General features: G+C 35.7%; 11 protein-coding genes and 1 pseudogene. 10 read left to right on the top strand and 2 right to left on the bottom strand.

Annotation, left to right across the window (positions count from 1 at the left end; genetic code table 11):
* Positions 1–2: 2 nt before the first annotated feature.
* Complete coding sequence (locus tag HMPREF1639_RS08935) at positions 3–1,124, bottom strand: sensor histidine kinase (protein ID WP_052045410.1); 1,122 nt, start codon at positions 1,122–1,124, stop codon at positions 3–5.
* Positions 1,125–1,341: 217 nt separating this feature from the next.
* Between HMPREF1639_RS08935 and HMPREF1639_RS03875 the strand changes: the two genes are divergently transcribed.
* The 10 genes from HMPREF1639_RS03875 to HMPREF1639_RS03830 all read left to right on the top strand — a co-directional run bounded on the left by HMPREF1639_RS03875 (position 1,342) and on the right by HMPREF1639_RS03830 (position 13,709).
* A complete protein-coding gene (locus HMPREF1639_RS03875) occupies positions 1,342–2,274 on the top strand; it encodes an ABC transporter ATP-binding protein (protein WP_036763464.1) in 933 nt (310 codons plus the stop codon).
* A 14-nt stretch (positions 2,275–2,288) separates the two neighbouring features.
* Positions 2,289–3,410 (top strand): ABC transporter permease, encoded by a 1,122-nt coding sequence (locus HMPREF1639_RS03870; protein ID WP_036763462.1) that lies wholly within the window; start codon positions 2,289–2,291, stop codon positions 3,408–3,410.
* Complete coding sequence (locus HMPREF1639_RS03865) at positions 3,397–4,515, top strand: ABC transporter permease (protein WP_036763459.1); 1,119 nt, start codon at positions 3,397–3,399, stop codon at positions 4,513–4,515. Before HMPREF1639_RS03870 ends, HMPREF1639_RS03865 begins: the two co-directional genes overlap by 14 nt.
* Before the next feature lie 254 nt (positions 4,516–4,769).
* Positions 4,770–5,366: an HMA2 domain-containing protein gene (locus HMPREF1639_RS03860; protein WP_052045409.1), complete on the top strand. Its 597-nt coding sequence runs from the start codon at positions 4,770–4,772 to the stop codon at positions 5,364–5,366.
* Between the two features lie 12 nt (positions 5,367–5,378).
* Positions 5,379–5,756, top strand: coding sequence for an HMA2 domain-containing protein (locus HMPREF1639_RS03855; RefSeq protein WP_036763456.1), 378 nt, complete (start codon positions 5,379–5,381; stop codon positions 5,754–5,756).
* A 26-nt stretch (positions 5,757–5,782) separates the two neighbouring features.
* Positions 5,783–7,984 (top strand): heavy metal translocating P-type ATPase, encoded by a 2,202-nt coding sequence (locus tag HMPREF1639_RS03850; protein WP_330371696.1) that lies wholly within the window; start codon positions 5,783–5,785, stop codon positions 7,982–7,984.
* A 1-nt stretch (position 7,985) separates the two neighbouring features.
* Complete coding sequence (locus tag HMPREF1639_RS03845) at positions 7,986–8,852, top strand: hypothetical protein (protein ID WP_036763454.1); 867 nt, start codon at positions 7,986–7,988, stop codon at positions 8,850–8,852.
* A 65-nt stretch (positions 8,853–8,917) separates the two neighbouring features.
* Positions 8,918–9,190 (top strand): twin-arginine translocation signal domain-containing protein, encoded by a 273-nt coding sequence (locus tag HMPREF1639_RS03840; protein ID WP_330371693.1) that lies wholly within the window; start codon positions 8,918–8,920, stop codon positions 9,188–9,190.
* A gap of 90 nt (positions 9,191–9,280) precedes the next feature.
* Positions 9,281–9,958, top strand: coding sequence for an Ig-like domain-containing protein (locus HMPREF1639_RS03835; protein WP_036763452.1), 678 nt, complete (start codon positions 9,281–9,283; stop codon positions 9,956–9,958).
* 208 nt (positions 9,959–10,166) lie between these two features.
* A complete protein-coding gene (locus HMPREF1639_RS03830; protein WP_084572464.1) occupies positions 10,167–13,709 on the top strand; it encodes a cell wall-binding repeat-containing protein in 3,543 nt (1,180 codons plus the stop codon).
* Between the two features lie 64 nt (positions 13,710–13,773).
* On the opposite strand, the pseudogene HMPREF1639_RS09690 reads toward HMPREF1639_RS03830, so the two are convergent.
* Positions 13,774–13,842 (bottom strand): annotated as a pseudogene (locus HMPREF1639_RS09690) (hypothetical protein); the annotation flags it as partial.
* Between the last annotated feature and the right edge of the window lie 62 nt (positions 13,843–13,904).

The raw sequence follows: 13,904 nt of genomic DNA, 5'->3' as shown, positions 1-13,904 counted from the left end.
TTTCAAAATTTTTTATGTATATTTGCAAAAATTCTAAAGCCATCTTTTGTAGATATTTCTACTTGACCACCCAGTTCTTCGATTCTCTTTCTGATAGAAAAGATTCCCATACCACCTGTGTCTGCCGGTATATTTTTACCATTGTCACTAATCTTGAGATAGACTCTTTCCTTCATTTCTACAAGGCTTATGTCAACTCGGCTAGCATTTGAATGTTTGGCTACATTTGTGAGGGCCTCTTTAATGATGTAGAGGATTGAATACTTAAAGCTCATATCAAATTCGCTGGTCAATCCATATGATAGGTTGACCCTACAAAAACTAAAGTCTGCAACTAATTTTTCTACTTCATATTTTAGGTCGATTGACTCGCTTTGAAGGTTGTGGAGGCTCTTTCTAACCTCGACCATGCCCTCAGAAAGTGTCTTCTTAATATCGTTTAGAGCTTCTTTTTTTAGGGGGTCCCTTTCTAGGACTATCATGGCTCCTAGCTGGAGTATTGCCCTCGATGTGAGGTGGCCCAGTCCGTCGTGTATGTCTCTGGATATACGGTTTCTCTCGCTTAATATGGCATTTTCAATACAGTCATTTTGGTCTGCATTTAGGCTCTTGTAGAGCTTTTCCAAGTGGTATTTTTCCTTAGAGGATCTAGAGTAGTAGCTGTAGTACTTGTTTTCTAGGTCTATAGACCTTAGGACTTGTTTTCCTATAAGGCATGCTAGGCTAGTAATCACAGTCAAAAGAGCTATATCATATGTTGGCATAGATCCTATTAGACCCAGTATGGGTATGGAGATAAACATGGCAACTTCCTCTGGCGATATTTTTATTTTATTTATTGAAAAATACATTATAAGAGGGCTAAAGGCTAGGCTATATTTTAGGTTTAGGTAGGATGGCAGGATTTTTCCGGCATCTAGTCCAATCAGTATGACCAGGCATATATTTATAATTACAAGTATGTGGTCAATATTAAAAATCATTGGTGACATAGCCAGTATTAGTCCTATACACATGGGTATTATTACAAAGATACTTTCAGTTAACCTAAGGGCTAGGAAAAAACAGGCTGTAAATACAAGTAGGCCTATATAATTAATTTTTTTTTGATACTTTTGAACCATAATAGTCTCCCTCAGTTTTTTATATGTATTTAAATTAGATAACCAATAACTATCTCTATTATATCAAAAAAACTCCAATAAATTGCCTTATAGTTGAGCTTTTAATCTTGAGTATGAATATATGTGACAAATGTAATATAGGTCAGTGACTAGATACACTAAAAAAGTATTGGAAAGTAGGATAAAATAGATATTAATAAAGCAAGGAGGAGATAATATGCTAGAGGTAAAGAATGTATTAAAGAGGTTTGATGACTTGGTCGCTCTTGATAATTTGAGCATGGATATAAAGAGGGGAGAAATATATGGTTTATTGGGGCCAAATGGTTCGGGTAAGACGACTCTTATAAACTGTATACTGTCACTGAGCGAGTTTGAGAAGGGGGATATAAAAGTTTTTGGAGAGACAATGTCTCCTACTCGTTACGATTTGAAATCAAAAATAGGATATGTACCCCAGGAGATAGCCGTCTTTGATGAGCTATCAGTATATGACAATATAGATTTTTTCTGTGGTCTGTATATAGATGACAAGAGTCTTAGGAAGCAGTATGTTGAAGAAGCTATAGCATTTGTTGGCCTTAATGACTTTAGGAAATACCTTCCTAAAAAGTTGAGTGGTGGTCTGAAGAGAAGGTTGAACCTAGCTTGTGGCATAGTTCATAAGCCAGAAATATTGATTTTGGATGAGCCTACAGTTGCAGTAGACCCACAGAGTAGAAATTCAATCCTTGAAGGTATAGTAGACCTAAACAAGAAGGGAACGACCGTTATATACACAACTCATTATATGGATGAGGTTGAGCAAATTTGTAGTAGGATTTCTATTATAGATAAGGGGAGGCTATTGGCTACTGGAGACAAGTATGAGCTAAAGAAGCTGGTAGGCCTGACTGATACTCTAATATTAAAGGACATAGATATGGAAAAATTGGACCTAGATAGGCTGAGAAAGATAGGTGGATTGGCTAAGATTGAACTATCGGAAAATGATTTAAAGATAGGTATAGTGGATAACCTTGCTATAGCCCATGTTTTCACCTACTTGGAAAATAATGATATTTTCTTTAAGGGAATGGATATTGTGTCACCTAGTCTGAATGATGTATTCCTAGATATAACAGGTAAGCAGTTGAGAGATGATTTATAGGGGGGGGTGGTTTTGTGTTTGGATTTTTATTTAAGTATGGTATAAAACGTGCAATTTTAAATAAAGAAGCTCTATTTTGGGCTTTGATATTTCCCTTTTTTCTTGCAACTATATATGGAATGATCCTAACTAAGCTAGACAAGCAAGAAGACTTTGTGGCCATTCCAATAATGGTAGAGGATCGTGCCTATGAGGGAATATTGGGTCAAATAGAGATGGAAGGCAAGAAGGTATTTGATATAAAGGACTATAAGAATCCTGACAAGGCCCTAGAGTCCGGCAAGATTGAGGCCTATATTAGGGGTGATATTATAAAACCTAAGCTGCTTATTAAAAATGATACAGTAAATACGGCTATTGTACATGGTGTGGTATCTCAAATTCACCATATGGGTCTATCTGTTACTGAACTAATGAAAGAGCCTGCCAATAGGTCAAGGATTGATAGTATATTAAAGGACCTGAAAAATACCAGAAAGTATGAAATCAAAAACTCTGAAAATCTAAAGAAGAAGTCTACGGTGTCTGTATATATATATTCACTTTTAGCTATGATTTGTCTGGGAGCATCTACTTTCGGTGTAGCTATAGTAGAGGGGCTGAATCTCAAATCTGATTTTGATACATCCAAGAGAATATCTGTTTCTCCAATCCCTAGGATCAAGTACTTAATAGGTGAATTTGCAGCTTATTTTTTGATTACAAGTATAAATACACTGGTACTTTATGCCTATATTAGGTATGCTTTAAAGATGGATTTTTCAGGTAGTCAGGCCCAAATCATATGTGGCTTGTTGGCTGGAAATATTATGGCCATGGCCATGGGTATGTTTATAGCTCTGGCTACAAGGATGAGTACCAATGCAAAGTTTAGCATATGTGCAGGCCTATATGTCTTTTCATCATTTCTAGCGGGTATGATGAATGCAAGCCTTGCTGGCTTTATTAGCAACAAGTTGCCTTTCTTAAATTATATAAACCCTGCAACTGTTTTGACTAGGATGTTTACCTCTCTTTACCTATTTGAGGATTCTAGGCTCTATATGTATTCCATTATGAATATATGTCTTATCAGCCTAGTTTTATTTGTTGGGGGAGTTTTGTTTGCCAGGAGGAATTCATATGACAGTATTTAAGACTTATTTTAAGATAATGAAAAAAAATTCTAGGTCCATGCTCTTGTATATACTAATTTTTGTTGTAATAGCAGTAGGAATTACTGTATCGTCATACAAGGAAGGGATAAAGACGGATATTAATTCTAATATTAGGATAAGCGTAGTCAACCTAGACAAGGATAATGAGAAGAGTCAAGAACTAAAGGCCTATCTTGAATCAAAATTCAAGCCAGTCAAAGTTAATAGTGATGATAGGTCTATAAAGGAAAGCTTGCTATCATCCTATGTGGACTATGTTCTTAAAATTGACAAGGGTGGTCAGTTAAGATATTACATAAACAAGGACCAGGGCAAGTCCTTTATGGTGAATCAAAAGGCTATGGAGTATTTAGCCTGCTATGATCTGATGGACAAGTATAGGTTTGAGGGCATGAAGGAAGCGGATAAAATTCTAAATGAAAAAATTGACATAGACTACCTTGCCCAGTCCAGGGATAATAAGGATAAAAAGAACAATATGTATGGCTACTACAATGTTACATCATATATCGTTTTTACAGTTTTAATGATAGGTACCTTTGTTGGTCAATCAGCCTTTAACTCTCAAAAGATAAGCGATAGGATAAGAATGACGAAGATTACTAGTAAGAAATTGAACCTAAATTTATTTTTTGCTTCTTTGATGTTTGTAGCTATAGTATGGTTGATATTTTTCCTTCTAGCAGTTGGCTTGTTTGGAAAGGCTGTATTTAGTCAGTATGGAATGAAGTTCGTTATAGCTAGTCTCTTGTATTTAGTGCCTACATCAGCCATGTCTTACCTATTTGCAAATCTATCAAAAAATCCTGCTGTAAATACGGGTATTACAAATATGTTGGGTTTATTGTTTTCATTTATATCAGGAGTATTTATACCATTAAAATACGTACCGTCTTTTATAGAGATTTTTGCTATTGTGTCACCAATGTATTGGAACAATAAGATATATTCAGCCATACTTGATTCATCAACAAATAGTCACAGTATATTAGTCTACGTATTTATACAGGTATTGATAGGCATTGCTTGTTTGTTTATTACTCTAGTTATTAAGAATAAAAGAATGGAAATAAGGGCCTTATAGTGGTATAATTGAATCAAGTGAAATATATAAACACTATCAATTATTTTTAGCTAAAGTAACATGGAAAAAATAGTAGAGTCAATTAAAATATAAATTACTAATTGAGAATATAAAATATTGAAAAATCAACGAAAATAATTTTTTTAAGCTTGCAATTGATAATAAAAGGTGATATAATATATATATCGAAAGATGTATATGAGGGTTGCATGAAATTTATGTGACTTATTTTAGAATAAAATGGAGGTAGACATATGTTACTAGCTAGGAGACGTGCTTTTTGGATAAGTGCCTTATTACTAATCAATGCATTTAATAGGAAGAATAGGGATAAGGATTTGTCCGGTGGGAATGAAGGAAATAATTTGAAGTTGCCATCTTTCAAGAATGCTCTAGAGGTCAAGAGTTCTATACCAGGAAGGGTGAGGTTTTATGCACCTGTTTTGGTGGGAAACATAGAAGCCACAAATATCTTTATAGACCAGATTAGTAAGATATCAGTTATAAAGTCTTGTAGGGTGAACACTCTTACAGGAACTATAGTGATGGTATATGACCATGAGCAGTTGGACCCTCAAACACTAGAGGGTGCAGTGATAAAGCTATTAGGAATTGATAAGTCAATTGATGAAGGTAGGGTTTCTGAGGTCAAGAAGTTCTCAGAAAAGATATTCGCAGCAGTTAATAACGGTTTGTATGATTTCACAAATGGGCTATTAGATGTAAAGTCTCTGGCAAGTTTGTCACTGTTGGCAGCGGCAATATTTGACCGTAGACGTTATGGTGGGGGTAGGACACCTGGATATGCTACCCTATGTTGGTGGAGCACAAGTCTGTTTTTACAGAAGTAATAGGAGGTAGGAATGTTTAATTTTAAAGCATCTATTCTAAATTTGCTTTTTAAGTTCGAGGTTGTATCAGATCTTCCAGGACGATTGAGGATAAAGGTAAATAACTATAAGAAAATACCAAAAGAGGCAGTGAATTTTCAGAATCAGGCCATGGAAGCTGTCAAGAGGCTAGATGGTGTCAAGACTGTAAAGTTTAATTTTGTGATTGGTACAGTTCTGATAGGGTACGATTGTGACAAGTTGGATTCTAAGACGATTGTCAACTGGTTAAACACTATTAAGAGGTTGGCTCTTGATAATATGGATCTTATAAACAGCCTAGAAGGCAAGGATGAAGAAGAGGTTATAGACATTCTATTTGATATCCTAGATACCAGTGCATCTAAATAACGAAAGGAGTGAATTATTTGATTCAAGTGGGAAACAAGATTTTTTCGTTAAACGGAAAGAGTGTATCGAATATTGAGGGACGAATGAGGATCAAGTATACAGGTATTAGATATATAAAAGACCTTTATGCTGAGCTTGTTGATGAAATAGAGTCCTTGTACTATGTCAAGTATGTTGCTGTAAATTCAGTTACAGAGACTATCTTGATAAAGTATGATAGCAATGCAAAGATTGATTCAATGGAGATTTTGGATACTATAGATTATATAGTTCAAAAATACTCTTTGGATGTCTATAAAAATTATATACAAGATAAAAATCATGACCTAAACAATAGGTATGACGGGGATGATATGTCATCTAGGAAGCTCATAGCTAGGCTATTGGTTAATGGTAGTGTAATACTGGCAACGAGGTTTATACCAGGTGCCAATATACCATTTATAAATCTTCCAAAGTATGACAAGTTTACAACATTGCCAGCTATGACTAGCTTGGCCTTGACATCTCCATTATTTAGGTCTGCTTGGGACGGTCTAGTTGAAGATAAGAGACCTAATGCAGATGCCTTGACAATTATGTCAATAGTTGCCAGTCTTATGCTGGGCAACAGTATATCTGCCTTGACTATAATAGCCTTGTCAGATATAGCGGAGTTTATGACAGCCTATACGGTTGAGCGTACTAGAAATTCTATCAAGAATCTTTTGAGTGTTGAACAGGATACAACTTGGAAGGTGCTTGAAGATGGTAGTTTAGAAAAGTGTAGTGTTGACAAGCTAGCCAAGGATGACCTGGTAGTTACACATACGGGTGAGAAAATATGTGTAGATGGTGAAGTAATGGACGGTGAAGCCATCGTTGACCTGAGTTCTGTATCTGGTGAATATATGCCAGTTATTAAGAAAAAGGGCGAGAAGGTCTTTGCAGGTGGGCTGATTAAGAATGGTACCATCACTGTAAAGGCAGAAAAGGTTGGAGATGACACCGTAATATCTAGGATTATAGATCTAGTTGAAAATAGTGCAACCCAGCAGGCCCCAATACAGAAGTATGCTGACAAGTTTTCCAATTATCTAGTCCCACTAAACCTACTACTATGTGGTGTGGTATATGGAGTTACAAGATCTACAACTAAGGCCTTGAATATGTTGGTTATCGACTATTCATGTGGTATCAAGCTATCTACAGCAACAGCCTTTTCAGCAGCTATCAACACGTCTGTTAAAAATGGTATCTTGATAAAGGGAGGAGCCTTTATAGAGCAGCTTAGCATGACGGATACAGTCGTATTTGACAAGACTGGAACTATTACAGAAGGTAAGCCTAGGATAAAGGATATCTACCTAGAAGAAGGTAAGGGCTATACTGAGAGGGACTTGGTCAGCTATGCGTGTGCGGCTGAAGAGACATCATCTCATCCACTATCATACTGTGTACTAGAGTATGGTAAGTTGTTGGGAGTGCAGATTCCAAAGCATGGACCTATAGAGACTGTAGTAGCTAGGGGTACGTGTACAGAGGTAGATGGTGAGTTGGTACGTGCGGGCAACCTCAAGTTTATGACTGAAAATGGCATAGAACCATCTAGCCAAGCCATTGAATTTGCCACGGGTTCTACTCCAATATTTGTATCATATGGAAAAGACTTTATAGGTGTACTAGGAGCTTTTGACAAGCCTAGAAAAAATATAAAGAGGGCCATCAATATGATGCGTTCAAATGGTATAAATGAAGTTGTTATCTTGACTGGTGATATGAGCAAGCAGGCTCAGGAGGTTGCAGCCAAGGTAAATGCAGATAGCTTTAGGGCAGAATTATTGCCTGAAGACAAGGCAAATGAAATACTAAAGATGAAGTCAGAGGGTACAGGTGTAATTATGGTAGGAGATGGTATCAATGATGCTCCAGCCCTATCATATGCCAATGTAGGTATATCACTGGGTAGCAAGTCTACCGATGTGGCTATGGAAACATCTGACCTAGTGATACATTCAGATGACCCTATTATGATTCCGAGGGTAATCAACCTATCTCACAAGACTATGGGTATAGTAAAGCAGAATTTTGCTTTGGTAGCCGGTATAAATACGGTAGGCCTAGTCTTGGGAGCAACTAGCAATATATCAGTATTCTGGAGTGCTGTAATGCACAATATGAGTACGATTTTGGTGGTTGGAAACTCGTGTAGACTATTGTTCCACAAGTCTTTGAGAGGAGGAATCTAGTATGGGCAGGAAGTGTTTTGATAAAAATATAGAGAAATATATTGAAGTAGATGTAGTTTTTTCGGTTGCAGGTAGGTTGAGGATGAGGGTTGTAGAGGAACCTAATAACCCACTCGATATACTAAATAAATTAAAAGAAAAGACTAAGATAAACAAGGGTATGTATACTGGACCTACCAAGACATTTGTTCTAGAGTACGACAAGGACATAACCGACCTAAATGAGTTGATTTTAACATTCTGCGGCCTGTACTCTAGAGATATAGATATGAGTGAAATAAAGCTAAACTACAAGTTGTCTAACAAACATGCTATGGGTTACAGTTCACTTGTGTCTTTAGCCTTTATAATCATAGACCTAGGAATGAATTTTATGGGACTAGGTTTAGGTCCTAACTTCAATGGTGATGCTCCGGGTCTTGGTATAAGGTCAGGTAAGGGTTCAGAACTAGGTGTCCCTATACTTAGAAATATGAATACCTACAGGAATTTTGTCAGATGGGGAGCCCTTGTGACTACTACAGGAGCTATATTTGAACACGGTTACAAGGAACTTAATGAGAGAGGTGCATTTGACCCAGAGGTAATGTCAATTATGTACCTGCTTAGGTCTATGAATAGGGGTACGTCTGTCAGTGGTGAAAGCAATGCAGGATTGTATTCTCCAGCTATTGCATGGTTGTTGACCTTTGGACGTCATATACTGACAAGACAGGAAAGATCTATAATAATTAGTACATTTGAAGATGAAAATGGTGAAATAAAGGTGGTAGAGGAAGAGAGCAAGTCCTTCTTCTTTAACCAATTTATAGGTTCATGCTTTGATGTGTATCAGAATGTAAGTTTTAAAAAAGGTTTTATGAGATAGGTTTAGTATTAATCCTTAATTAATACATTATATATATTTATTAACATTATAAGGAGGATTTTGATATGATGTTTAAATTTGGTAATAGAAGAGACGTTTTAAAGGGTGTTGCAATTGGTGTTGGTGTATGTGCTATAGGTTATGTAGCTTACAAAAAGAATGAGGAAACAGTAAATGCTTTCTTGAATAATCACGGTTTCAATATTGAAAGCAACAATGGCTCAGACTACTATTCAATGTCACTAGAAAAGTTGATGGAAACTAAGGAAACTATAGAGGACATTATAGCTGAAAAGGACCTATCAGGTGTTACAATAGTATCAACTGAAGACAAGTAGGGATAGTAAGGACAAATAAAAAAGCTATGCACTTAAAAGCTGATTTCTGCATTGAGCAGGGGTCAGCTTTTTCATATTCCACTGACTTCTATGATTCTTGTGGTGCGTTATCCCGACTTTGGAAAATCAGCAACATACACAGCAGAAGAATTAGTAACTGTGAATTATCTAACAATCGGACCGGCTAAAGATGAAGATATTGGCTTGACATCTGAAGAAAAAAATAATAAAATAAATTCAGCAGTTACAGGAGCAGAAGCTACTGATAAACCAACTGTTAAGGCAGATAAACAAGTTGTTGTTCAACTTGATGCTGATGGAAACAAAATTGCTGATGAAGATGAATTCTCAGCAACACCTGAAAATGTTAAGGCTATGAACCAAAACACTGAAGAAGGCGCCCCTGAGAAAGTCACTGATAAAGAAAAATCAAAAACTACAGTAACTGATAAAGTAAAACCAGGAGCAACAGTTAAAATCACTTCAGCAGATGGTAAGACAGACTTAACACCAGCTGGTGGAGTAAAGGTTGATCAAGATGGCAACTTCACAGCTGAAATCACTAAACAAGAAGTTGGAACTGAAATAAAGGTTACAGCTACAGAAGGAGGTGAGAAAGAATATCAACCAGCACCAGCTAAAGTTGTAGAAAGACAACAACTACTAGAGCTAACTATCAATCCAATCAAAACTGGAGAAAAGACAGTAGCTGGTAAAGCGGAAGAAGCAGATTCTTCTAAACTAAATGATATTAAAAATCAAATTTAAGACAATAAAAATAATGGAGAATCTGTACTAGCAAATCCTGGAAACACTTCAGGTAAAGATTTAAAAGAAACTTTAGACAAGTTGATAGAAACAATTAAAGAATTCAACAAACGTAAGAAATATGACAAGAATGATTATGGGATAGGATTAGTAGTCCTTCCTATAATCATTAAATTTGAAAACATAACTTAATTAATAGGAGGTTTAAATGAAAAAAAGACTATTATCTCTAGTTTTAGTTTTTTCATTTATATTTGGCACGTTACCTGTAAATGTATTAGCAGGTACAACGCAAACTGAAAAAAGAGAAAATATAACAGGAAATGGTAAGGTCAAGGTTGAATATCTTGATGAAAATGACAAAGATTTAACAACTCTTAACCCAAGTGTTAAGATAGATAAAGAAAAGTATCCCACAATTGCCGAAGGTAAAGCTGGAGAAGAGATTTCTAAGGAGCATTTAGACACTACAAAGGCACCAAAATTTATCGGTTATAAGATTAAAAGCGTTAAGACATATCCAGTACCTGCAAAAAATGAAACAGCAAATTACACTACAGATGGTAAGTACACTGTTAAGTTTATTTATGAAAAGATTGACGATATTGTAGGACCACTAAAATACACAGATGTATTCCCAGATGGATATGTAGCTGTTAAGTTCTTTGTTGATGACTCTAAAGATTACAGAGGAGAGTTTACTGGTGATAACAAAGCAGTAGTTGTTTATGCAGTAAATCCAAAGAATACAGAAATTGACACGGATGCTAAGACATTAAAAGGTAAGAAAGCTGATGGAAGTGAACTCAATATAACCTTCCCAACATATACTGTAAATGATGCTTCTAAAGCTACTTGGAAGACAAATGATAAAGCCCCTTGGAAAATGAATCATGAAAATGCAATTGGACCTGATAGGAAAATTGATGTAAAAGAACTTGGAAAAGAACAAGAACTTATTTTTACAGCACAATACGAAGGTCTTAAGATTGCAGATATAATTAAAAAAACAAATCTTGCACCAGTAACATTGAAGGTATGGGTAGGAGATACTACTATTCCATGGAAAAAAGGCGTTAAGGTTGCAGATGCTGTAACTGATGATACATTGAAGAAAAAAATAGAAGGTTATTTGAATGATGCAAAAACTTCATATAAAGACAATACAACTAAAGACAATACAACTTCTGAAAGAACTTCAAAAGGAGAGGCAGTAAGTAAACCAATAACAGGAACAATAAGAGTAACATTTAGTGATGATTCATTTATTGATGTTGCAAACCAAGAGTTATATGTAATACCTCATATAACAGCTGCAACAAATGATAAAGCACCAGCCGATGCGATTGACGTAACATTTAAGCTAGGTGAAGGTGTTAAAGCGGGAACTAAAACTGGTGGAGAGACAGCTGTAGAATATGAAAAGTATAAAGTGAAACCAAAGACTAACCTTGACAAATATAAGTTAAAAATTGCTGGAACTGAAACAACTATCTTCAACCATATTAATGCAGGAGTAACAGAAACTACAAAATATACTGGCGTTGTATGGGAAGGTCAAACAGATAAAAAGCCTGAAGATCATGTAGTAACAGATAGCAATAAAGTATTTACAGCTAAAGCTACTAAAATATTTACTGTAAAACACGAATTTGTAAGTGGTACAGAAGGCAAGGTACTTCCAACAACAGGAATGCCAAATGTACCAGAAGCAGTAACAGGCAAAGAAGTAGGTTCAAGAGTAGATGCTCCAACAAAAACTTATAAAGATGTAAAAGTAGCTGAAGGAACATGGACATTTAAAGGCTGGAGCCCAAAAACTCTAATAGTATCAGCAACAGACAAAGATAATAAATTTGTAGGTAAGTGGGAATTTACACCTGATAAAAAAACAGTCAACTTAACTTTCGAATTCTATAAGAAGAAAGATAGTGGAAATATTCAACAACCAGATAATGCACTTGGTGATTTTAAAAAGCCTAAACTAGAAAATCTTACAGGTAAAGAGGTTGGAGCAGAAATTGATTTACCAAAATATCAAGGACAAACAGTTAATACTGGAGACCTACAAGGTACTTGGAAGTTTGACGGTTGGTATCGCGGAGATAAAAAATTAATTAACGCAAAGGTTTCTGCAATTGATGCAGAAAATAAATTAGTTGGTAAGTGGATTTTAACTGAAACTAAGACTGCTAAAGTTACACGTGAATTTGTTATTGATCCAACTATAATGGGTGATGGTAAAGATGTACCAACAGGTCATAAATTACCAAATGCTGTAAAAGTTGATCAAAAAGTAAATGATACTACAAACTATATAGGGTCAACACAAACTCCAGGCAAGGATAAATTTACAGCTGTACCAGAAACTATTAATGGAAAACAAGGTACTTGGACATTTAAAGAATGGACTCCAAAAGAATTAACTGTTAATAAAGAAGAAGCTAAAAACGTATTTACAGGTACTTGGACTTGGACTGAAAAAGATAAGATTGAAGTTAAATATGTATTCGAAACTAAACCGAATAACAAAACTCTTCCAGAAGCTTTAAAGGCATTAAAACCAGAAGACCGAGTTGGAGATAAAGCTGTTTATGAAGACAATAAGCCAGCAGATCCTAAAGCACCAGACACTTCTTCAGAAGCAGCACAAAAAGCTCTTGTTGAAATGAAAGGTGGAAATAAGGTTGGAGAATGGAAGGCTGGAAACTGGGTTAAGACTACAGATGCAAAAGGAAACATCACTTATACTTTAACTTGGACTTTCGAAGAAGTTAAAAAAGACAAACCAAGACCATCAACTCCAACAAGACCATCAACTCCAACAACACCATCAACTCCATCAACTCCATCAACACCATCAACTCCAGTTAGAGTTAATGGAAAAGATAGAGTTGATACGGCTATTGAAATTTCTAAGAAATACTTTGGACAAGCTGAAAGAGTAATAATAGTAGATGCTTCAAACTTCCCAGATGCAATGGCAGCATCAGCACTTGCAAAGCAGCTTAAAGCACCTATTCTATTAACAAAATCAAATAATTTAGATTCAAGAGTAGCTGCAGAGATTAAAAGACTTGGAGCACATAATGTTACTGTTATTGGAGGGAAATCTTCAGTTTCAGATGGAGCATTAAATCAAATATCTAAATTCGATAAAGATGGTGTAGAAAGAATTTCTGGAAAAGATAGATATGAAACATCAGCAGAAGTTGCAAGAAGATTAGCAAAAATAACTGGAAAAACTGGACATGCAGTGATAGCATCAGGTGAAGTTTTCGCAGATGCATTAGCAGTTGGTCCATACGCAGCAAGAGAAGGCTATCCAATACTATTAGTGAAATCAAATAGTATACCAAAATCAATTTCAGATCTTATTACAGAAATTGGTGTAAAGAAAGTATCCATTGTAGGTGGCTATGGCTCAGTATCAAAATCACTAGAAAAATCACTACCATTAGTGGCAGAAAGATTAAGTGGTAAAACAAGATATGAAACAGCTATAGAAATAGCATCCAAAGGATTAAAAACTTCAAACAAAGTATTTGTTGCAAATGGAGAACAGTGGATGGACGCACTAGTAATAGGACCAGTAGGTGGACTGTTAAATATGCCAATCCTATTAACAGGAGCAAATAGCGCACCACAATCACTAAGAGACCATATCGCTAAATCAAAAATCGATAAGATAACTGCAATTGGTGGTAGAAGTAAGGTAAGTGATAGAGTTTTAAACGAGCTAAGTAAATAAAGAAAAAAGAAAGAACTTGGGGGAGACTAAAGTGGACCCAATGTCAAGGACAAAATAAAAAAAGCTATGCACTTAAAAGCTGATTTCTGTATTGAGCAGGGGTCAGCTTTTTCATATTCCACGAGTGTATGTAATTTTTTCTGGTTCTTTGTCAACTAGCGTTGATGAATAAAATCCGAAATTTATGCGACAGCA

The organism is Peptostreptococcus sp. MV1, assembly GCF_000758885.1.
Classification (GTDB): Bacteria; Bacillota; Clostridia; order Peptostreptococcales; family Peptostreptococcaceae; genus Peptostreptococcus.
The sequence above is the reverse complement of the archived record's forward strand: the minus strand, read 5'-3'. Positions and strand labels throughout refer to the sequence as shown.

Coding starts and splice junctions, on each gene's coding strand:
- HMPREF1639_RS03855 (WP_036763456.1), top strand. CDS start 5,379: ATGTTTAATTTTAAAGCATCTATTCTAAATTTGCTTTTTAAGTTCGAG.
- HMPREF1639_RS03845 (WP_036763454.1), top strand. CDS start 7,986: ATGGGCAGGAAGTGTTTTGATAAAAATATAGAGAAATATATTGAAGTA.
- HMPREF1639_RS08935 (WP_052045410.1), bottom strand. CDS start 1,124: ATGGTTCAAAAGTATCAAAAAAAAATTAATTATATAGGCCTACTTGTA.
- HMPREF1639_RS03835 (WP_036763452.1), top strand. CDS start 9,281: ATGATTCTTGTGGTGCGTTATCCCGACTTTGGAAAATCAGCAACATAC.
- HMPREF1639_RS03860 (WP_052045409.1), top strand. CDS start 4,770: ATGTTACTAGCTAGGAGACGTGCTTTTTGGATAAGTGCCTTATTACTA.
- HMPREF1639_RS03840 (WP_330371693.1), top strand. CDS start 8,918: ATGATGTTTAAATTTGGTAATAGAAGAGACGTTTTAAAGGGTGTTGCA.
- HMPREF1639_RS03830 (WP_084572464.1), top strand. CDS start 10,167: ATGAAAAAAAGACTATTATCTCTAGTTTTAGTTTTTTCATTTATATTT.
- HMPREF1639_RS03875 (WP_036763464.1), top strand. CDS start 1,342: ATGCTAGAGGTAAAGAATGTATTAAAGAGGTTTGATGACTTGGTCGCT.
- HMPREF1639_RS03865 (WP_036763459.1), top strand. CDS start 3,397: ATGACAGTATTTAAGACTTATTTTAAGATAATGAAAAAAAATTCTAGG.